Source organism: Candidatus Darwinibacter acetoxidans, from assembly GCF_041936445.1.
GTDB lineage: Bacteria > Bacillota > Limnochordia > Darwinibacteriales > Darwinibacteriaceae > DTU010.
Map to the genome: position 1 here is coordinate 1 of NZ_JBHGXH010000261.1, position 20228 is coordinate 20228.

Below are 20228 nucleotides of genomic sequence, written 5' to 3' on the forward strand. Positions count from 1 at the left end.
CTAAGGATGAGAGCGGTGTTGCTAACATCGCTTCTCATGAGACCTCGCCTCCTAACTGCTACTGATTTGTGTGCGAGGTCTCTTTTTTTATGTCTACACCAGGAACTCCTTCCAAACACCTACTAAAACCTTACACTAACATTGCAGAGAAATTCTAGACACTGGCAGCGCTGCCACTTCAGCTGATCTTCTTCAGCGTGATGCGGATCTTCGTCCCCTTGCCCACCCGGCTCTCGATGGCGATGGTGCCCTTGTGCCGGTCAATGATATGCTTGACGATGGCCAGGCCCAAACCGGTGCCCCCGGTCTGCCGGGAACGGCCCTTATCCACACGGTAAAAACGCTCAAAGATGCGATCCAGATGCTCCGAGGGGATACCAACGCCGTTGTCGCCCACAATGAACTCCACGTGGTCCAAGCCTTCCTCTGCTTCGATCCACACCCGGCCGCCCTCCTGCGTGTATTTTACCCCGTTATCCACCAAATTCAACGCCACCTGGCGCAAAAGCTTCTCGTCGCCTTCCACGATGATGGGGTTGTAGATGTTGTTCTCCAGGGTGATCTGCTTCTCTTCTGCTCTACTCTGGAGGAGCAGCACCGTATCGTCGAAGATCTTCTTCATGTCCACCGCTGCCTTGTTCACTTTGAGCTTGCCGCTTTCGATACGGGAAAGGTCCAGCAGGTCGTTGATCAAAGCGATCATCCGGTCCGTTTCGGCGGCGATGATGCGCAGGAAGCGCTCCAAGAGCTGCTGGTCATCGAGATGGCCGTTGAGCAGCGTCTCCACGAAACCCTTGATGGAAGTGAGGGGGGTGCGCAGTTCGTGGGAAACGTTGGACACAAACTCCTGGCGCATCTGTTCCAGATGCCTGAGGGAGGTCACATCCCGCATCACCGCCACTGCCCCTTGGATCTTCCCCTTTTCATCCTGCAGCGGACTGCTGGTGATGGCCACGGTGCGTTCGCTGCCGGGGCGCACCCGCACTTCACTGGTGAAGGTCTCCCTGGCGTCCATGGTCTTTTCCAGGATGCGCATCAGCTCCTCGTGCCTGGTGGCATCGAAGAGATTCTGGCCGATGACATCCTCCGGCAGATCCCAAAGGTCTGCAGCCGCCCGGTTGGCCAGGATGATTTCCCGCCGCATGTTCACCGCGATCACGCCATCGTCCATACTGGACAAGATGGTATCCAGCTGCCCTTCCCTGCTGCTGATGGTTTCGAACAGATCGTCTAAGATCTCGGAAAGCTCGTTGAAGGCCCTTCCCAGCTGGCCGATTTCATCGGTGCTGCGCACCAAGACCATGCGCCCGAACTGCCGCTCCTGGAGGCTGCGGACCATGGCCAGAAGATCCTGGATGGGGTTGGTGATGGACCTGTTGACCAGATAGGCCACGGCCACGGCGCTGGCGGCCACTACAATGGCAATGAGAATGGAACCCCTGGCGATTCTCCGGGACATGTTGGAGATCTCGCCCTTGGCCATGAACACCTGCAGCACGGAACCGTCTTCCAGGTTGACGTAGGCGGCGAAGTAGTCCTTCAGGTCAAAACCGGAGGGAGTGGAACCGGCCACCAGCTGGCCCGAAGCGTCCAGGATCCTGATGGTGCGCTTGGTCAATCTCTCCAGGAACTCAACCTGTTCCTGCAGGGCCCCGGGATCGCTGAGCTGGGCGGCCAGGGCCTCACTGAGACTCAAGCTGATCATCTGGGCATCGGCGCTCAGGTCTTCCCTGGCCCTGGTCTCCAACGAGCGCTGCGCCAGGCGCGCCACAAAAAACGTGGTAACCCCAACTGAAAGCAAGGTTACCACCAAAACTAAGCTTGTTAACTTGAAAAGTAATGGGCCGTTGAAACGCCACTTCTTCAAGCTAGTTCCCCCTCAGTTTGTACCCTACCCCATGAATAGTTTCGATGCGGCTTTCGCCTTCAGGACCCAGTTTGCGGCGGAGGTGCCGGATGTGTACGTCCACAGTGCGGGTCTCGCCTTCGTACTCGTAACCCCAGACCTTCTGGAGGAGCACTTCCCTGGTCATCACTTTGCCCACGTTCTGCATGAAGATGTGGAGCAGGTCAAACTCTTTGCGGGTTAATTCCACTAGCTGATCATTGACCCTTACTTCCCTGGTGTCAACCTGCAGGTGGATGTTGCCCACCTTGTATTCATTTTCATCCTGGGATTCTTGGCCGCTGGCCCGGCGCAGAACCGCCTTGATCCTAGCCACCAGCTCCAGGGGGCTGAAGGGCTTGGTCATGTAATCGTCTGCTCCCAGCTCCAGGCCGAGAACCCGCTCCAGCTCAGTTTCCTTAGCTGTGAGCATGATAATGGGCACATTGCTGTTGCGCCTGATCTCCTTGCACACATCGTAGCCGTCTTTACCCGGCAGCATGAGATCCAGCACGATCAGATCTGGCTTGTAGGATTCATACATCTCCAGCGCAGCAAACCCGTCGGCGGCGATGGCTGTTTCAAAGCCCGCCTGCTCCAAGTTAAAGCGAATCAGTTCCTGGATGGAAGGTTCGTCATCGACGATAAGTATTTTTTGCTTGATCATCTCAACTATCACCCCATTTTTGATTAATAGGTAAAGCCGTCCAGCTCATCCAAAGTGCCTTCGTCTCCCGTGATGCGCACCACGAAGTAGTGGGGCATACAGACGATAACCTGTCCAACATGGCGCCGCCAGCCCGTGTGCACACAAATGAGATCTGGGCAGTCGGCTTCCAGCACACGCACCTGGCCATCGCGAATTTCCACCACATTATAGCCATGCTCCGTCTCAAAACGGATGGGAGCGGTATCGCGGGCCAGATCCAGCTCGCGAACGACTTTTCCTTCAATTTCTATCTGAACCTTAGTTCCGGGAGCCCGCTTCGGCAGAACCACCTGGTTATGCACAAAAGCAGCCGCCCCGATAAGGAGTAATACGACAACGAGAATAAGATCTCCTTTAACCTTTCCTTCCGATTTCATTAACAACAGCTCCAAAAAATGGCGGAAGGGGTGGGATTCGAACCCACGGAGGGCGCAAACCCTCGACGGTTTTCAAGACCGCTCCATTCGTCCGCTCTGGCACCCTTCCCCTCCCTAACTTGATACATTATAACCCAAGTTTGCATACTTAACAAGTAGCTATTTTTCGGAAGAAAAGCTTTCAGAGCTTCTTTGCCGGAGCGATTCTGTCCAAACCGCCCATGTACGGACGCAGCACCTCGGGAATGACCACAGAACCGTCCTCCTGCTGGTAGTTCTCGATCAGGGCGGCTAGGCAGCGGCCCACGGCGATGCCGGACCCGTTGAGCGTATGCACAAACTCGGGCCGGGCTCCCTTCTCCCGCCTGAAGCGGATATTGGCCCGGCGGGCCTGGAAATCTTCGAAGTTGCTGCAGGAAGAAATCTCCACGTAGCGCGCGTAGCTCGGCATCCAAACTTCCAGATCGTACTTCTTGCTCTGGCTGAAGCCCAGATCAGCTGTGGACATGAGCACCACCCGATAGGGCAGCCCCAGCCGTTTCAGCACTTCTTCGGCGTTGCCCGTCAGCTTCTCCAGCTCATCGTAGGAAGTTTCAGGCGCCACAAACTTCACCAGCTCCACCTTGTTGAACTGGTGCACCCGCACCAGCCCCCTGGTATCCCGGCCGTGGGAACCGGCTTCCGAGCGGAAGCAGGCGGAATAGGCCGCATGGTAGATGGGCAGGTCTTCCATGTTCAAAATCTCGTCCTGGTAGAGGTTGGTCACCGGCACCTCCGCGGTGGGCACCAGGTAATAGTCCATTCCTTCCAGCTTGAACATATCCTCCGCGAATTTGGGCAGCTGCCCAGTTCCCGTGGCGCTGGCGGCATTGACTATGAAGGGCGGGAAAACTTCGGTGTAACCGTGCTCGGTGATGTGCAGATCCAGCATGAAGTTGATGAGCGCGCGCTCCAGGCGGGCACCGAGGCCTTTCAGGAAGTAGAAGCGTGCCCCCGTCACCTTGGCCGCCCTCTCGAAATCGATGATGTCCAGGTCTACGCCTAGATCCCAGTGGGGCTTGGGTTCAAAAGCGAACTGGCGGGGCTCCTCCCAGCGCCTGATCTCCAGGTTGTCATCCTCGCTGGTTCCCACGTGCACCGACTCGTGGGGAAGGTTGGGAATGCGCAAAAGCAGATCCTGCAGCTTGGTCTCTACCTCCCGGACCCTGTCATCCAGCTCCTTGATCCGCTGGGAGACCACCCGCATTTCCTCAATCAGATGCTGGGCATCCTGCTTTTCCCGCTTGAGCCGGGCAACTTCCTCGGACACCTCGTTGCGCTTGGCCTTGAGCTGCTCCACCTCCGTGAGCAGGCTGCGCCTCTGCTCATCCAGGGCCAGCACCTCATCGATGGGGGCAGCTTCGCCCTTCTTGGCCAGTCCCTCCCGGACCTTATCTGGGTTTTGGCGAATCATTCGTAGGTCTAGCATGGCACCTTCCCCTTTGCACTTAATGAAAAACTCGTCTCTGAACTCGAAAGCCCAGGGACGAGTCTGAAACCCGCGTTGCCACCCTGATTAACTGCGGACCAGCCGCAGTTCACCTCATTTACCTATGCAGTTGTGCAGTTCAGGAGTTGGAACCTAAGGTTTCCGGCTGGTTCACACCGCCCACCAGCTCTCTGGATCTGGAAGGGCCTTAGTAGGTCTCCCTCATCACTGTTTGAAACTATATCTGATTATACCCAAAGCCAGTTTTAAAATCAACTCTTTCTAAACACCCGGCAAACGCCGCTGCTTCTGCCTCCCCCGGGGAAGCAGATCCTTCAGCCCCATAGGCCGCTGGGCGGCATCCTCCACCGAGCGGTAGAAAACGTACAGGCCCAGCGCCCGGAACAGGCTGGAAGCGAGGAAAACCGGGCGCAGCCCGAAGCTTTCCGCCGCGAACCCGCCCACTAAGGGTCCGGCGGCCATGGCCAGGCCCATCAAGGTATTGTAGGCCCCCACATAGACGGTGCGGTTGTCGTCGGGGGTGATTTCCAAAAGCAGGTTGAACGCCCCTAAGTTATAGCCTCCCCAAGCCACCCCGTTGATTATGTAGATGATCAGGGGAAACCAGGTGCTGCGGGTTCCCCACCACAAAAGGGGCAGGAAAACCGCGCCGATGCCCGAGGCCAGCATCACGTTCTTCTGGCCGAAAACATCAGCAAGGCGCCCCCAGTAGCGCTGAACCAGCACCTGTGTGGCCAGGTTCACACCGGAAAAGACCGCCCAAAAGCCTGCAGCGCCCCCTAAATCTTCCACAAAATACACCACGAAAAGGGAGCTGGCCAGGTTCACCCCGAAGTTCCAGATCAGAGAGCTGCGCACATAGCTTCTGAAATCTTTCTGGGTGCGCACTTCCCCCCAAAACGCCTGCACCTTGGCCCGAAAGGAAATACCCTGCCTAGGCTTGGGCGGACTTTGGGCAAATTCGATGGTGGAAAAGATGTAGGTCGCGGTGAGCCCCAGGGCCGCTGCCCCGCCGAAGATCAGCTGGAAGTTGAGGGGAAAGCGCAGGGTCAAAAGGACAGTGGCCAGCACCGTGGCCGCCACCGCGCTGATATTGCACACAATGTTGCGGTTGGCGTAGTAGCGGCCCCTGATGGCCCTGGGAATCAGCTCCGCCTGCAGCGCGGTCCAGGCCGGCACCCCGATATTGGCCGCCAGAATGCGGAAGGTGGCAAGTAAGATAACCACACCCACCCTGTACTGCGGCGGCACCAAGAAGGGCACGATGGCCAAAAGGGCCCAGGTGGAACGGGCCAAGTAGCCTCCCACAATGGGCAGGATCCGCTTGTCCTTCATCCGCTCGGACCAAAGGCCCGCGGGGATCTGCAGGAGGTTGCCGATGAGGTTGGGAAAGGCGGTGAGCATGCCGATCTGGGAAGGCGTCGCGCCCAGCCCCAAGGCAAAAAGGCCTAGATACGGGGCTGCCAGGTTCTCGGCAGCCACCGCAAAGGCCCCTTCCACCGTATTTAACTTCATAGCTTTCCGTACCCGTTTGGTGACTGGGAAGACCAACGCCAGCCCTCCTAAGAGGTTAGTTCAACTCGGGATACAGGGGAAATGCTTCCGTGAGCCGGTCAATGGCCTCCCGGATTTCGCTGAAATCTGTGCGTCCCTCTTCCAGCGTCTGGGCAATGAGGCTGCCAATCAGGCGCATCTCTTCGGTTCCCATCCCCCTGGTGGTGAGGGCGGCTGTGCCCATGCGGATCCCGCTGGTGATAAAGGGGCTTTCCGTCTCGAAGGGGATGGTGTTCTTGTTCACGGTGATGCCCACGCTGTCCAAAAGCTCTTCCGCTTGCTTACCGGTGAAGCCCTTGGCCTTAACCTTGACCAGCAAGAGGTGATTGTCGGTGCCACCTGAGACCAAGGGGAAGCCGTGGTCTTTGAGGGTCTCGCCCAAGGTTTGGGCGTTGGCCACAACCTGCCTTTGGTAGTCCTTGAACTCAGGCTGCAGGGCTTCCTTGAAGGACACCGCCTTGGCGGCGATCACATGCATGAGCGGGCCCCCCTGCATACCTGGGAAGACGGCTTTGTCAATGGCCTTGGCGTGCTCTTTGGTGGTGAGGATCATGCCTCCCCTTGGTCCCCGCAGGGTCTTGTGGGTTGTGGTGGTAACGAAATCCGCATAGGGAACCGGGCTGGGATGCACCCCCGCGGCCACGAGACCCGCAATGTGGGCCATGTCCACCATGAGCAGGGCGCCGGCCTCATCGGCGATTTCCCGGAAAATCTTGAAGTCGATGATGCGGGGGTAGGCGGAAGCACCGGCGATGATCATTTTGGGCCTGTGCTTGAGGGCCAGATCCCGCACCTGGTCGTAGTCGATCCGCTCATCTTCTTTCCGCACACCGTAGTGGATCACCTTAAACCAGGCCCCCGACTGGTTCACGGGGCTGCCGTGGGTGAGGTGTCCACCGTGGCTTAGGTCCATGCCCAAAATGGTATCCCCCGGCTGGAGTGCGGCGAAGAACACCGCCTGGTTGGCCTGGGAACCGGAATGGGGCTGGACGTTGACATGCTCCGCGCCGAAGAGCTGTTTGGCCCGCTCAATGGCTAAATTCTCCGCAACGTCCACAAACTCGCAGCCGCCGTAATAGCGTCTACCTGGGTACCCCTCAGCATATTTATTGGTTAGCTGACTCCCCAAGGCTTCCAGGACGGCGCAGCTGACAAAGTTTTCCGATGCAATCAGCTCAAGCTTCTTGTTCTGCCGGCGGGTCTCATCCTTGATCACCTGCAGAATTTCCGGGTCAGTTTCTCGGAGGAACTTAAGCAAACCCAATCACCTCTCTTGTGGGATCTCCCTTCGAAGGAGTGGTCTTATGGTCACCGAACTGCGTGCCGTGCTCACCATGGCCCTACTCCGTCTGCTCGCGGGAACGCTGGAGATTTCAGCGGGGCTCCTCATGGTCAAGCTGGGCAGGGTGGAATCTGCGCTGAAGATCAACGCGGTGCTGGGGCTGATCGGCCCGGTGATCCTCACTTTAGTGAGCGGCGTGGGACTTCTGCGCCTGAGCACCCAGCTCCCCTGGCCCCGGCTGACCTTGGTGGCCCTGGGCGTTTTGCTCATCTTTTGGGGCACTAACTAGAGCTACGGGTAGATGCGGTTCAACATGCGCGGGAAGGGGATCGCTTCCCTCAGGTGGGCCAGGCCGCAGATCCAAGCCACGGTGCGCTCCAGCCCCAACCCAAAGCCGGAATGGGGCACACTCCCGTATTTCCTCAGATCAATGTACCACTGGTAGTGCTCTTCAGGCAGGTTGTGCTCCCTGATCCGCTGCACAATGAGATCCAGATCGGCTATGCGCTCGCCGCCGCCGATGATCTCGCCGTAGCCCTCGGGAGCCAGAAGGTCGCTGCCTAAGACGATTTCCGGCCGCTGGGGATCGGGCTTGAAGTAAAAGGCCTTGATCTCCGTGGGAAAGCCGTAGATGAACACAGGCTTGTCGAAGTGGTTGGCGATGATGGTTTCATCGGGCGCCCCCAGATCTTCGCCCCACTGGATATCGGAGCCGTTTTTCTGCAGCATTTCCACCGCCTGATCATACGAGAGGCGGGGGAAGGGGGGAACCACCTTTTCCAGCTTAGTGATATCCCGCTCCAGCACTGCCAGCTCCTTTTGGCAGTGCTCTAAAACGTGCTGCACCAGGTAGCTCACGTATTCTTCCTGCAGCTTCATGTTGTCTTCCTGGTCGTAGAAGGCCATTTCCGGCTCGATCATCCAGAACTCCATCAGGTGGCGGCGTGTTTTCGATTTTTCCGCCCGGAAGGTGGGCCCGAAGCAGTACACCTTGCCGAAGGCCATGGCCGCGGCTTCCATGTACAGCTGCCCGCTTTGGGAGAGATAGGCCTTGTCGTCGAAATAGTCGGTTTCAAACAGGGTAGTTGTGCCCTCCACCGAGGCCGGGGTCAAAATCGGCGCGTCGATGAGCACAAAATCCCGCTCGTCGAAGAACTTGCGGGTGGCTTTGATCAGCTCGTTCCTCACCAGCATGATGGCGTGCTGCTTGCGGGATCTGAGCCAGAGGTGCCTGCGGTCCAGGAGGTACTCCACCCCATGCTCCTTGGGGGTGATGGGGTATTCCTCCGCCAGCTGCACGATTTCCAAATCGGTCACCGCGAGCTCATAGCCGCTCACGGCGCGGGGCTCTTCCCGGACAACCCCCCGCACGATCAGGGAGGATTCCTGGGTGAGGCGTTTGGCCCCTTCGAAAACCTCCTGGGGAACCTCGCTTTTCACCACCACGCCCTGGATCAGATCGGTGCCGTCCCTGATGATCAAAAAGAGGATCTTCCCGCTGGAACGTTTATTGTACAACCAGCCCCTGATCTCCACTTCGCTGCCCACATGTTGGCCGATGTGCTTGAGATAGACCTGTTCCACCACTTCTCCTCTCCTTCTACCTTTGGTGTAATTCTTCGTAGAGGCCCTTGAGGATCAGGGCATCTTCTTCCAGAATGGGGCTCTCGCAGGTGAGCCAGCCCGCAACGTCAAAGTCCACTAGGGCTTGGAGCACAGCCCGGTAATCCAGTTCCGTCTCCTCCAGGGGCACATGGCGCTTTTCACCCCTTGGCCCGTACTCGATCCCCGAGAGGTGAATGTGCATGGCCTTGAGGGCCTCTTCGCCCAGACCATCGCGGATCGATTGCAAAACGCCCGCGAAGTGCTGGTAGGAGTTGTACTCTCCGAGACTGCGGGCATACAAGTGGGCGAAGTCCACGCAGGGGTAAACGCCGGGCAGCTCCTGCCCCAGGCGGATCAGCTCCTCCAGAGTGCCAAACTGGGTGGGCCCGCCGGTGGTTTCCGGGCTCAGGCGGATGTTCACGCCGCTTCTGGCCAGCTCCTCCAGCATGTCTTCCATATGCCCCTTCACCAGCTGGTACACCTGCTGGGGATCGTCGTCGTGGTAAAAGGCGGCATGGAAGGTGACGCTCACCGCCCCCGCCGCGGCCCCCACCTTCGCCGCCTGCACGATCCGCTTTTTGCTGGCTTCGATTTTTTCCGGGTCCGCTGAATTGAGGTTTATGTAATAGGGGGCGTGGACAGTGAGGGAGATGCTCAGCTCCTCAGCCAGCTCCCCCACGGTGCGGGCGGTCTTTTCACCCATGCGCACCCCCCGCACAAATTCGATCTCCATATGGTCCAGGCCCAGCTCGGCCAGGCGCCGGATGCCGTCGGGAGTAGTCTGCGGCTTGGCGGATGCAGGAATTCCAGCCGTTCCGATTCTCAGTCCAGCCACGACTCAGATGTCCTGCCCCGGAATGAGGATTTTCTTTTTGGGGATTTCCAGCTTGGGCTCCTCCCCACCTTCTTCCTCATCCTGGAAATCCAACACTCTAGCCAAGGCATCGTTTACCTGCATCATCAGGCCGCTGAAGGCGAACTCCGCTTCAAAGAGCTCCCGAATGTAGGGGTTTATGGAAATCACGCCGAAGAGATTCTGCAGCTGCTCCTCCTCTTCAGGCGTTAACTCCTGCCCTTCCATCTGTTTTCTGTGCAGCTCCAGCTGTTTCTGCTGGAAATCCCGGAGCATGAGCCTGGCCGCCTGGTGGCTGTTCACCCTGGTCCTGGCCTCCAGCAAGCGCTTGTACTCGGGGCTGTCGATAATGGCCTGGGCCAGTTCTTCAGCTTTCTTCTGCACTTCCACGCATCCCGCCTCCTTTACTACACGTTAAACCTAAAGGTGATCACATCGCCATCCTGCACAATATATTCCTTCCCTTCCAACCGGAAGAGGCCCTGTTCTTTGGCCTTCTGCATGCTGCCGCACCTCAGGAGATCCTCGTAGGCCACGACCTCCGCCCGGATAAAACCCCTTTCCAGATCGGAATGGATCTTGCCCGCCGCGCGGCAGGCGGTATCACCCCGCCGGATGGTCCAGCTGTGCACTTCCTTTTCTCCAGCGGTAAAGAAGGAGATCAGCCCCAGATGGGCATAGACGGTGCGGGCGATGCGGGCAATACCCGATTCGGCAAGGCCCAGCTCCGCCAGGAACAGCCGGGCATCTTCCGCCTCCAGCTCGCTGATCTCCGCCTCGATCTGGGCGCTCACCTTGATCAGGGGCACATCCATGCGGGCCAGTTCTGCCTCCAGCTCTTCCTCTTGGGGATAGCTTCCTGCAGCCATCTGCCCTTCGTCCAGGTTAACCGCGGCGATCAGAGGTTTTTTGGTGAAGAAATCGTAACTCCGCACAAGCTTCTCCTCTTCTGCATTCAGCTTTAGGCTGCGCAGGGGCAGATCCTGCTCCAGGGTTTCCCGGCACTTCTCCAGCACGGCCAGCTCTTCCCCGGCCTTGGGGTTTTTGCCCCGCTGCTTCGCCAGGCGCTCCAGCCGGGTTTCCAGGAGGGTCCAGTCGGCGATGAGCAGCTCCTGCTGGAGATCTTTGAAATCGGTGTAGGGCTGGATCCCAGTTATGCTCGGAACCAGGTCCGACTCAAAGGCCCTGAGCACCGCCACCAGGGCATCCACATCCCGCACGGACTGCAGAAAGTCCAGCGAGCTGCGGCCCGGCTGAAAGCCCGGCACATCCCAAAAATCGATGGTGGCGTAGGTCACCTTACGGGGTTTATAAAGCTCGGCTAAGGCATCGACCCTGGGGTCAGGGATTCTGCCCACTGCCAGCTGGGCTTTCCCGCTGGCAGCTGCGCCGTGCTTGGTGAGCAGGCGGAACAAGACGCTTTTGCCTGCTTGAGGTTTGCCGATGATACCGATCTTCAACTTCAGATTTCCTCCAACGTCTGCAGCTAGATTGCTTCCAATGCTAGTGCCTTAATGTACTGTTTAATTGTAACATAGATGCCCCAAAAAAACACTCGCAACATGCAGAAACCGGCTCGGCGAAACCGAACCGGCGAGAACACAGCTCCCTATTTCCAAATCACGGTGGTGCAGGGCGCAAGCACCAATGAACAGCCCGGGCCATCAAGCTCAAAACTGTAAGGTCCCGAGGCAAAGAGGATCTCCCCTGGCAGGGACACCCCTGTCAAGAGCACTTCCTGCTCCTGGCGGGAGATGTTGTGGACCACCAGGGCCAGCTCATCCTGCCACCTCCGCCCATAGGCGATGATCCGGGGATTGTCTCCGCAGTCCACCTCCGAAAGGCTTCCCAGCTGCAGGGCGGGCTCCCTGAGGCGCAGGTGGATCAAGCGGCGGTAGTGGTTGAGAAGCGATCCCGGGTCGCCGTCCTGGCTTTCCACCGAAGGCTGCCAGCGGCCCGTGTTGAACAGGCTGGAGCGCCAGGCGGTCTGTCCGGGACCATCTAATTCGTACCATTTGAAGGGTTCCCTGATGTTTTCATGCTCGCCCCGGCCCTGCATGCCGATCTCTTCCCCGGCGTAGATAAAGGGATTGCCCGGCAGGGTCAAATAGATGGCCGCGGCCATTTTGGCCTGGTTCCAATCGCCAAACAGCTGCGACATAACCCGATCCTGATCGTGGTTGCTCAAAAAGGGTGCATCTATGGCCCAGCCCTGGGCGTATGCGTTGTACTGGGCGTGCTGCTGCAGCAGGGCCGCGACCAACCCTGTATCCAGGCCAAAGCGCACGATGGGGATGATCCGGTCCGCCAGGTCAAAGTTGAAGGCTGAATCGAAGGCTCCGTAGTAGGGGGCCACCACATGGGGGCTGTCCCACACTTCGCCCACCAGGTAGACATCTGGCTTGAGGGAGCGCACGAAGTCGCTGAACTCCAGCCACCAGTCCACCGCTTTCCGGCTGGGGTCGTGCTCAAAGAGGTGCTTGGCGGCATCCAGGCGGAAGCCGTCCACCCCCTGCTCCAGCCAGAAGGCGGCCACCGCTTTGAACTCCTCCCGCACCTTTGGGTTGGCCCAGTTCAGATCGGGCATTTCGCTCCAGAAGAGGCCGTAATAGTGGCCCGTTGCCGCGGGGTGCCAGACGATCTGGTTCCAGGGGCCCCGCCTTGTGAGGGGCGTTTCCGGATCAGCCCAGATATAGTAGTCCCGGTAGGGGCTTTCCGGATCTGAGCTGGCCGCCAGGAACCAGGGGTGCTGGCTGCTGGTATGGTTGCACACCAGATCCAGGATAACCTTCATGCCCCGGGCGTGGGCCTGGTCAATCAGCTCCTGGAAATCAGCCAGGGTACCGATTTCCGGGTCGATAGCGTAGTAATCCACCACATCGTATTTGTGATACGTAGGGGAAGGGTGGATTGGAGTCAGCCAAATTCCCGTAACGCCCAAATCGCTTGTGGTTTGCGGATCCCCGTCGTTGAGGTAATCCAAACGCTCGATGATCCCCCGCAGATCGCCCAGGCCATCGCCATCCCCATCGGCAAAGCTGCGCACGAAGATCTGGTAAAACACCCCATGCTTGCTGGCATAGAGCTCCTGCTCGGCGGGGGAAGCTGCCGCCAGGGGCAGCACCACAGCCGCGACCAAAAGCCAGGCCAGGAGCATGGTCCTCAGTTTGCGCATAACCTACTCCTTTCTCCCGCGGCCTTCGTCCTAGGCCGAACGACCCACCTGCTGTTTGAGGAGATCGCGGATCTCGGTCAGCAGCTTTTCTTCGGTGCTGGGCTCAGGCGGCGCCTCTGGCGCGGGCGGAGCTTCCTCTTCCTTCCTGCGCACCTTGTTGATCATGCGAATAGCCATGAAGATGCTGAAGGAGATGATCAGGAAATCCAGCACATTCTGGAGAAAGACACCGTAGGTCAGGGCCAGCTCGGCGGTGGTGTCGTTGGCCTGGCGCAGCACAAGTTTGAGGGAAGTGAGATCGACGCGTCCTACCAGCAGGCCCAAAATCGGCATGACCACATCATTTACCAGGGATGTGACGATTTTCCCGAAAGCGCCTCCCACAATAACACCAACGGCCATGTCCACGACGTTGCCCCGCAGGGCGAACTTCTTAAATTCCTGCCACATACCATCACCCCTCAATCTATTCAGACACTTGGTCTATTCTGTTCCGCCGGGCCGATCCCTGCTGCTCTTGAGAGGATCTAAAGGTTCCCAGCCCGGTGTGGTGCACCGGGCTGGCTTCCTGGGGTTAGCGGCCAGTGGCGAAGCTAGCCCCATCCACCAGGACCAGGCTGGTGCGGGCCGGTATGCTAACTTCGCTGCCGGGCACCTCCCACAGGGCCTCCTGGCCCGCCCGTTCGCCGTCCACCACCACGACCCAGCCTGCCCCCGGCAAGCTCACACTCTGGGGAGCGGTGCCCCCGTTGAACAGGACTACGATCTGCCCCCAGCTGTCGCCGTTGGCATGATCCTTGAGCACGTAGCCCACCATCTGGGGGGCGGGCATCTCCAGGAATTCAAGGTGCCTTTGGATCTCCTCTGTGGTGCGCATGCGGAAGGCCGGGTGGGCTTTGCGCAGCTCGATCAGGCCTTTGTTGTACTGGAACACATCCAGATACTGCAGTTTGCGCTCCCAATCCAGCTGGTTCACCCAATCGGGGGACTGATAGCTGTTGCCATCACCGTACTTGGTGCGCAGAAAATCCTGCCCTGCATGGAGGAAGGGAATGCCCTGGGAAGTGAGGACAATGGCGCTGGCCATCTTGTGCATCTTGATCAGCTCTTCCTCTGGTTCATCTGGATTGGTGACCAGAAGCTTATCCCACAAAGTGAGGTTGTCGTGGCACTCCGCATAGGTGATGGTCTGCCCGGGGTCGGCGGCATAGGGAGCGGAGGAGTAGTTCACCAAGGCGTAGTTCACCTGCGGATGGAAGGTGGCTGCGGCAATGCCGAACTTCACCGACTCTTCCATCCCGGGCTGGCCGTTGATAAAGCCGGGCTCCAAGTCGTTAAACACATGTCCTTTGATGCCGTCCCGCACATCATCGCTGAACACCGCCACACCCGGCACCTGGCTCACATGGGCCTTGAGGGTGCGCTGCTCCAAGGGGAGGGTGCTTTCCGCTGCGGTCCAGCCTTCTCCGTAGATGATGATGGAGGGATCCACCTCATCCAGGGCCGCCCGCACCGCGTTCATGGTATCCAGGTGGTGCAGGCCCATCAGGTCAAAGCGGAAGCCGTCCACCTTGTACTCGGTGGCCCAGTACACCACCGAATCGACGATCATCTTGCGCACCATGGACCGCTCATCGGCCAGTTCGTTGCCGCAGCCTGACCCGTTGGAGAAGCTGCCATCTGGGTTGAGCCTGTAATAGTAGCCGGGAACGATCAGATTCAGGTGGCTGTCCCCGCTCTTGCTGGTGTGGTTGTAAACCACGTCCATAACTACCCGCAGGCCGCTCTCGTTGAGGGCTTTGACCATCTCCTTGAACTCCCGCACCCGCACCTCGCCGTTAAAGGGGTTGGTGGAATAGGAGCCTTCGGGTACGTTGTAGTTCTGGGGATCGTAACCCCAGTTGAACTGAGGCTCAAAGAGGCGGGTTTCATCCACCGTGGCGTAATCGAAGGAGGGCAAAAGGTGGATATGGGTTACGCCCAGCTCCAGCAGGTGGTCCAGGCCTGTGGTCACCCCGCCAGGTCCCCGGGTGCCCCGCTCCGTGAGCCCGAGGAACTTGCCTTTATGGGTGATGCCCGATGCAGGGTGCATGGACAGATCCCGCACATGGAGCTCGTAGATCACCGCATCCACCGGGTGCTGGAAGGGGGGCTTTACCAGCTCCTCCCAGCCCTCAGGGTTGGTGCGGCTGAGATCAATCACCATGCCCCGCTCCCCGTTCACACCCACGGCCTTGGCGTAGGGGTCAACCGCTTCGTTAGTCCTGCCCCCCACGGTAACCCGATAGGTGTAGTAGGTGCCGTGGAGATCCCCTTCCAGCTCGGCAACCCAGGTGCCCTTGACATCCCGCTCCATGGGGTATTCCCTGCCCAGCCCCGCCACACTGTGGGGATAGGTGACCAGGGTTACCTGGGAAGCGGTGGGCGCCCACAGGCGGAACCTGGTCCGCTCCGGGGTGTACACTGCGCCCAGATCGTCCCCGTCGTAATGGAACGCTTCCTCAAAGGCTTTGCTGGAAAAGATCTGGCCAAAGCCAACCAAGATCTCGCCATAGGGCTCTTTAGACAAAACGTAGTCTGCCTGCAGATCCAGTTCTTCCTCGGTGAAGATCTGCACTTCCGAGGCGCTGCCCTGGACCAGCCGGGTGGGAACCACCTGGGCGATGGCCACCTCCTCCCCATGGGCGGTGAGGGTAAACCCGGCCAGCTCTTCGTCGCTGGCGGTAAAGGGCAGGTTGACCCGGGCGGTGATCAGGCGGGTGTCGTCGATCACCGCGGAGATGAACCGGGGATCAAGATCTATATCTTCCAAGCGGTAGTACAATCTAGCATCCTTTTCCATGAGCCAAACCTCAATCTGCCCCTCTTCATCCGCCCTGAACAGGGGAATAAAGCGGTCATGTTCCACATCCTTCTGGGCCCAGGCGTTGCTGGGCGTACTCCGGCGCACGATAATGCCCAAACTGGAGACATCATGTAGGCCCGTAAAGGGCACCACGGCCACCTTACCGAAATCGTCCTCGTGGGTGAACTCGATGCCGAAGCCTTCCTGGCCCTCCACCCACATCCAGAGGTTCCAGCCGGTGTAATCCTGGTCGTGGCGGCGGTAGTGGACGGTCACGGTCACCTCTTCCGGCAGGGTCTGTTCCAGGCCCATGTGCTCCGGAGGAGAGGTGTAGATCACAGGGTCCCTGGAGATGAGCCAGATCTCCGCGCTGCCGTAGTGGAACTCTTCGATGAAGCGGTCCGCGGACACGTCTTTCTCCCAGTCATCGGTGCGCACGATAAAGCCCACCCGCTCGTGGAGGCCCGGCAGCTCAATGGTGGCCACCTTGCCGAAATCGTCCTCGCCGTCGAATTCGTAGCGCTGGCCTTCCCGTCCCGGTGTCCAGATCCAGAGGTTCCACGGTTCGTATTCCCCATCGGGCCGGTGGTAGTGGATGCGGATGGTCGTGATCCCTTCCTCCGCTCCAGCCACAAACGGGAAAAGCAGCACCACCAGTGTGAGAAACAGCAGCCCAACTACCCGCAAACGCAGTTTCATGTGGATTCCTCCTCGCTTTTTCCTGCGTGCAACCGTGTGCACACAAAGCTAAAAAGGGGAGCGAACACCTCCGTGTCCGCCAGTGGTCAACTCCAGTTTAACACCAAGCTAACCTTTTGGCAACCATTTTCCAGCTCGCTCTAGACCGCTGGGCAATGCGCCCAGCGGCCTACAGATCATCGGTGAGCATCAGGCGGGCACCGCAGGCGCATTCCACCCCGGCAAGCATACCCAGGAAGGTAGGGATGAACACAAAGCGCATCCGCTCCCCCGCGGCCGGCAGGCGGCGGGTCCGCTCCACATGTTCCCTAACCGGGCAGGGATGCTCCTCCAGCCACTTGTTGACCTGTTCCACCTGGACATCGGTGAGTTCGAAAGTCAATCCCATATGGGCACCTCTTTCTTAGAAATACCTGGCCAGATCTCTGGCCTGCTTCAGGTGGTGGCGGTAGAGCCACTCATTACCAAGCCGCTTGTGGCAGTAAGCCAAAAGCTCATGGGAAGCGGAACAGCTTGGATCCAGATCCACCGCTTGTTCAAGTACAGCCCGGGCCTTGTCCAGCTCTTCAAGGTTGAGATAGGCAACCCCCAGACCCTGGAGGCACTCCAGCTGCTGGCCGGGGAGTTCTTCCTCTACGGCCCAGGCCAAGGCCTCCTGGAAGTACTGCACGGCCACTTCATACTCGTTCCGCTCCAGGCAGAGGTTCCCCTTGGCCAGCTGGTTCAACCCCCGGGAAGGATTGGCCACCAGCGCTTCGTTGAGCGCGCTCTGGGCCAGATCTTGCCGTCCCAGGAGGGAAGCCAGGCCGGCTAGGTTGTAGTTGAGGAATTCGCAGTTGGGGGTGCGCTTCAGCCCCTCCCGACAGGTGGCGATGGCTGCATCATAGTAACCGGCATCGGTGAGGAACACACCCAGGTTCAAAAAGGCATCGCTTTGGTCTGGCTGCAGTTCCGCCTGGATGCGCAGGCAGCGTTCCGCCTGTTTGAGCTGGCCGTAGTAGTTGAAGGCGAAGGCCAGCCGCTCCCAAAGATAGGCCGCATCTCCCGCGAACGGCTCCGGAGCTTCCTCCTTGACCCCAAGCAGCTCCGAGTAGATTCTCTGCAGCTGGTTGAGCCTCAGCGGCCTCTCTTGGTCCAGCAGCTCCTCCGCCCACTCCATTTTCCCCCGGGCAGCTTCGAGTTTGCCCTTACCCGTCCGATCCTTTGGTTCCGTTCCGTCGGCGTTCTTGGCTTCCGGTTTCCGCCGTTCCGTTTCGGCTGTGCGCAGCAGAGTCAGTTTACGCACAGGGCATCACTCCTTTCTGGATAGATAAATACACGCACGGTTTGGGACAAGTTACCCCCGGCAAGCCGGAACACTGTCTAGAACCTGCTTTGAGAAAACCAGAAAAAAAGTGCCAGCATTACGCTGACACGTTACTCTTGGACTAGTTCCCATTTGCGACGGAACCAAAATGCTAGTTTTGCCCTGAGATACTCTATAAGGAGCCGCCAAGAAATCTTGCGCATTTCCCTTCTGACCAACCTTTCGGCGGGGAGATGCACTGGGGAACGCTGACTGATCACTTCAGCAAAAAGCGGCTCCAGTTCCCTGTAGGCAAACTCATAGCGGGTCTGGTCCTGTTCCTTACTGCGGCTTCCCGCCTGATACATGGCTTTGAGCCACTTAGAAGTGATCGTTTCCGCGAGGCGCGGAGCAATCTTCTCCGTGAACTCTTCTTCCGTAACCATATAGTCAAACGCCAGCTCCGACACGGCCTCTTGGGCCAGGGCGACCATCTTCTCTGCATCGTCTTTGACCACGGGATCCAAAAGCTTTTTGGCGCCCCAGGCGGTGAGCACGCCTCCTCCGATACCGCCCGCTGCTGCCCCGATTTTGACTCCAGCGGCTGTGCCGGCACCAGGAACAACGAGGGTGCCAACAACACCTCCGATAAGGGCACCAACGGTTCCGCCGCCCACACCCGCCGCATTCACGCCAAAGTTTTTGCCAAATTGCTGCCAGGAAATGGTCTTGCTCACCAGGGCACGATACAGATCAGGCAAGGAAACAGCCGCGATGCTCACCGCTGAAATAACCAGGTTCGTCCCGAGCAGCTTCGTCACCGCATTTTTCGCCGCTTCACCGGTGACGTTCTTCCCGAACATGACCGAGGCGAGCCTATGCACCGTTTCTTTGCCGACCTCCGTCGCGTACAGACCATCAACTACCTGCCGTGCAACGGAAGATGTGAAACTCTGGCCCATGGCAGTTCTCAGCAACTGCTGAGTGAGGACCCCCGCCCCCAGGGCAATTGTTCCCGTACCCGCCGCTGCCGTAAGAGACAGCGTGAGGGCATCTTTGTGGTCCAGGCCGTTCCACCGGGAAGTAGCGTATTGAACGGCAAAGGTGATTCCAAAGGCATAGGCGGCGGTAACGCTCTGAGTCTTGACGTCGAACCACAGCGAATCGATGTTGCCAGCCTTGGCAATATTGCGTGCCTGCCGATAGGTTACACTGCCGGCCTTGACCAGCTTTTCCGCCTCTTCCGGATTGACTACCCCAGGAACCCTGCCTTCCTTAATCTTCTGCCTCATGAGTTCCAGAGCTTCGAAATACTGGTCTTTGGGCACTTCCAACACTTGATTCTTGTAACGGTAGAGCCCGGTTTTTCCATCAAAAGCTGCATTTACTGATTCCCGAGCAGTTTGGTAGTACTTTGTTTGAATCATGACTTTTCCATGTACTATCCTATCCGGCCCGTCCTTAACGTTGCTGCGCCCGGTCAGCTCAACCGGCCGGCCTCTCAGCAGATCGTGGAGTGCATTGGCATCTTCCGCGGCTGAGCCGTGGCCTGTATTGGGGTTTGTGTATCTGCTCAACTGCAGGTTTTCTGCGACTTTTGCCCCCTGCAGTGAGGCCGTCCCCTGCTGCGCAGCCTGTAGTCTCTTGCTTCTGTCTCGTTTGTGGTGGGCCACGGAGCACCCTCTCCTCCAGCTTTTTCCTTGGACTTCGGCGGCCACCCACGACTTTCCTCCTCCCACGCGGGGAAGCAGTGCTCGTCTTAGTTGATGCTGGAAATACCTACTGTTGCCGGCATCAGGTTCATTGTAAGGTGGGTCAAACCCGCCCGACAGTTAGCGAACAGCGCTGCGCACAGTCCGGAGAGCCTCTTCCACCTCCGGCCCTGGCTTCAGCTCCTGGATGCGCTGGAGGAGCTCCAGGCTCTTTTGCAGGTTGCGGTGGGCAAACTGCCGGTGGTCCCAGGCGTTTTCCCTCTGGTCGTAGGTGCCTGCGTAGTAAATGCGGGCCAAAAGCCACAGAGTGTCCACATCCTCGGGATTTTCCGCGAGCTGTCTTTCCAGAAGCTCCACCGCCTCATTATACTTCCTCTGGAAGAGCACTTCTTCCGCTTCAGTCCTTAAGCCTGCCTGCACCGGGATCTCGCCCGGAACCGGCTTCTCGCCCCCGAAGTGCAGGCCCGCGCTGGAAGAGAGAACCTGCCCCGCTTCATCCAGGGCATGCACGCTCACCAGCAGGCGATCAAAGGCCTCCGGCCGCATAACCAAAGAGCCCGGTTCCACCCCGAGGGGATCCACTCCCACCCGGGAAAGCGCGATTTCCCGGTGGACATAAATCGAGTAGGTAGCCGCTAGGTGATCAGCCTAGCGGCTTTCCTCTCACAGAACGGTGCGTACGGGCCGCGTACACCGCTCCTGAAGAATCTACCGCCGTTCGTAGAACTGCGACACAATCCCGACACTGTACTTCGTGA

The 20228-nt window shown here is 58.7% G+C and carries 18 protein-coding genes and 1 tRNA gene; 1 reads left to right on the forward strand and 18 read right to left on the reverse strand.

The features are described 5' to 3' along the window. Positions 1-178 precede the first annotated feature (178 nt). From pnpS to ACE4YL_RS09915, 7 genes are all read right to left on the reverse strand, one after another. Entirely contained in the window at positions 179-1867 is a 1689-nt protein-coding gene (pnpS, locus tag ACE4YL_RS09885; protein WP_461357773.1) for a two-component system histidine kinase PnpS, read from the reverse strand. 1 nt (position 1868) lies between these two features. Continuing rightward, positions 1869-2552 (reverse strand): response regulator transcription factor, encoded by a 684-nt coding sequence (locus tag ACE4YL_RS09890; RefSeq protein ID WP_461357772.1) that lies wholly within the window; start codon positions 2550-2552, stop codon positions 1869-1871. A gap of 23 nt (positions 2553-2575) precedes the next feature. Continuing rightward, the gene (locus ACE4YL_RS09895) at positions 2576-2971 is read right to left on the reverse strand and encodes a NusG domain II-containing protein (protein ID WP_461357771.1); all 396 of its coding nucleotides are present in this window, start codon (positions 2969-2971) and stop codon (positions 2576-2578) included. A 19-nt stretch (positions 2972-2990) separates the two neighbouring features. After that, positions 2991-3080, reverse strand: a tRNA-Ser gene (locus ACE4YL_RS09900). Between the two features lie 72 nt (positions 3081-3152). After that, on the reverse strand, positions 3153-4439 hold the full coding sequence (gene serS / locus ACE4YL_RS09905) for a serine--tRNA ligase (protein WP_461357770.1): 1287 nt from the start codon (positions 4437-4439) through the stop codon (positions 3153-3155). 282 nt (positions 4440-4721) lie between these two features. Then, positions 4722-6011 carry an MFS transporter gene (locus ACE4YL_RS09910; protein ID WP_461360179.1) on the reverse strand — a complete coding sequence of 430 codons (1290 nt, stop codon included), beginning with the start codon at positions 6009-6011 and terminating at the stop codon, positions 4722-4724. Positions 6012-6030: 19 nt separating this feature from the next. Beyond that, complete coding sequence (locus tag ACE4YL_RS09915) at positions 6031-7272, reverse strand: serine hydroxymethyltransferase (protein WP_461357768.1); 1242 nt, start codon at positions 7270-7272, stop codon at positions 6031-6033. 46 nt (positions 7273-7318) lie between these two features. Here ACE4YL_RS09915 and ACE4YL_RS09920 point away from each other — a divergent pair, with 46 nt between their 5' ends. Continuing rightward, positions 7319-7585: a DUF2619 domain-containing protein gene (locus ACE4YL_RS09920; RefSeq protein ID WP_461357767.1), complete on the forward strand. Its 267-nt coding sequence runs from the start codon at positions 7319-7321 to the stop codon at positions 7583-7585. A gap of 2 nt (positions 7586-7587) precedes the next feature. Here ACE4YL_RS09920 and asnS read toward each other — a convergent pair whose 3' ends face one another. The 11 genes from asnS to ACE4YL_RS09975 form a co-directional block, all read right to left on the reverse strand. After that, positions 7588-8883 carry an asparagine--tRNA ligase gene (gene asnS / locus ACE4YL_RS09925; RefSeq protein ID WP_461357766.1) on the reverse strand — a complete coding sequence of 432 codons (1296 nt, stop codon included), beginning with the start codon at positions 8881-8883 and terminating at the stop codon, positions 7588-7590. Positions 8884-8896: 13 nt separating this feature from the next. Beyond that, positions 8897-9736 carry a TIM barrel protein gene (locus ACE4YL_RS09930; RefSeq protein ID WP_461357765.1) on the reverse strand — a complete coding sequence of 280 codons (840 nt, stop codon included), beginning with the start codon at positions 9734-9736 and terminating at the stop codon, positions 8897-8899. Positions 9737-9739: 3 nt separating this feature from the next. Further along, positions 9740-10144 carry a YlbF/YmcA family competence regulator gene (locus ACE4YL_RS09935; RefSeq protein ID WP_461357764.1) on the reverse strand — a complete coding sequence of 135 codons (405 nt, stop codon included), beginning with the start codon at positions 10142-10144 and terminating at the stop codon, positions 9740-9742. Positions 10145-10161: 17 nt separating this feature from the next. Further along, positions 10162-11214: a redox-regulated ATPase YchF gene (gene ychF, locus ACE4YL_RS09940; protein WP_461357763.1), complete on the reverse strand. Its 1053-nt coding sequence runs from the start codon at positions 11212-11214 to the stop codon at positions 10162-10164. 149 nt (positions 11215-11363) lie between these two features. Then, positions 11364-12929, reverse strand: coding sequence for an alpha-amylase family glycosyl hydrolase (locus ACE4YL_RS09945; protein ID WP_461357762.1), 1566 nt, complete (start codon positions 12927-12929; stop codon positions 11364-11366). A 30-nt stretch (positions 12930-12959) separates the two neighbouring features. Next, positions 12960-13379 (reverse strand): large-conductance mechanosensitive channel protein MscL, encoded by a 420-nt coding sequence (gene mscL / locus ACE4YL_RS09950; RefSeq protein WP_461357761.1) that lies wholly within the window; start codon positions 13377-13379, stop codon positions 12960-12962. 124 nt (positions 13380-13503) lie between these two features. Next, a complete protein-coding gene (gene pulA / locus ACE4YL_RS09955) occupies positions 13504-16473 on the reverse strand; it encodes a type I pullulanase (protein ID WP_461360180.1) in 2970 nt (989 codons plus the stop codon). 169 nt (positions 16474-16642) lie between these two features. Further along, positions 16643-16861, reverse strand: a complete 219-nt coding sequence (locus tag ACE4YL_RS09960) for a hypothetical protein (RefSeq protein WP_461357759.1) — start codon at positions 16859-16861, stop codon at positions 16643-16645. Between the two features lie 15 nt (positions 16862-16876). Next, positions 16877-17758, reverse strand: a complete 882-nt coding sequence (locus ACE4YL_RS09965; RefSeq protein ID WP_461366817.1) for a tetratricopeptide repeat protein — start codon at positions 17756-17758, stop codon at positions 16877-16879. 131 nt (positions 17759-17889) lie between these two features. Then, positions 17890-19335, reverse strand: a complete 1446-nt coding sequence (locus tag ACE4YL_RS09970; RefSeq protein WP_461360181.1) for a hypothetical protein — start codon at positions 19333-19335, stop codon at positions 17890-17892. Positions 19336-19590: 255 nt separating this feature from the next. Continuing rightward, positions 19591-20058, reverse strand: coding sequence for a tetratricopeptide repeat protein (locus ACE4YL_RS09975; protein WP_461357756.1), 468 nt, complete (start codon positions 20056-20058; stop codon positions 19591-19593). Positions 20059-20228: the final 170 nt, after the last annotated feature.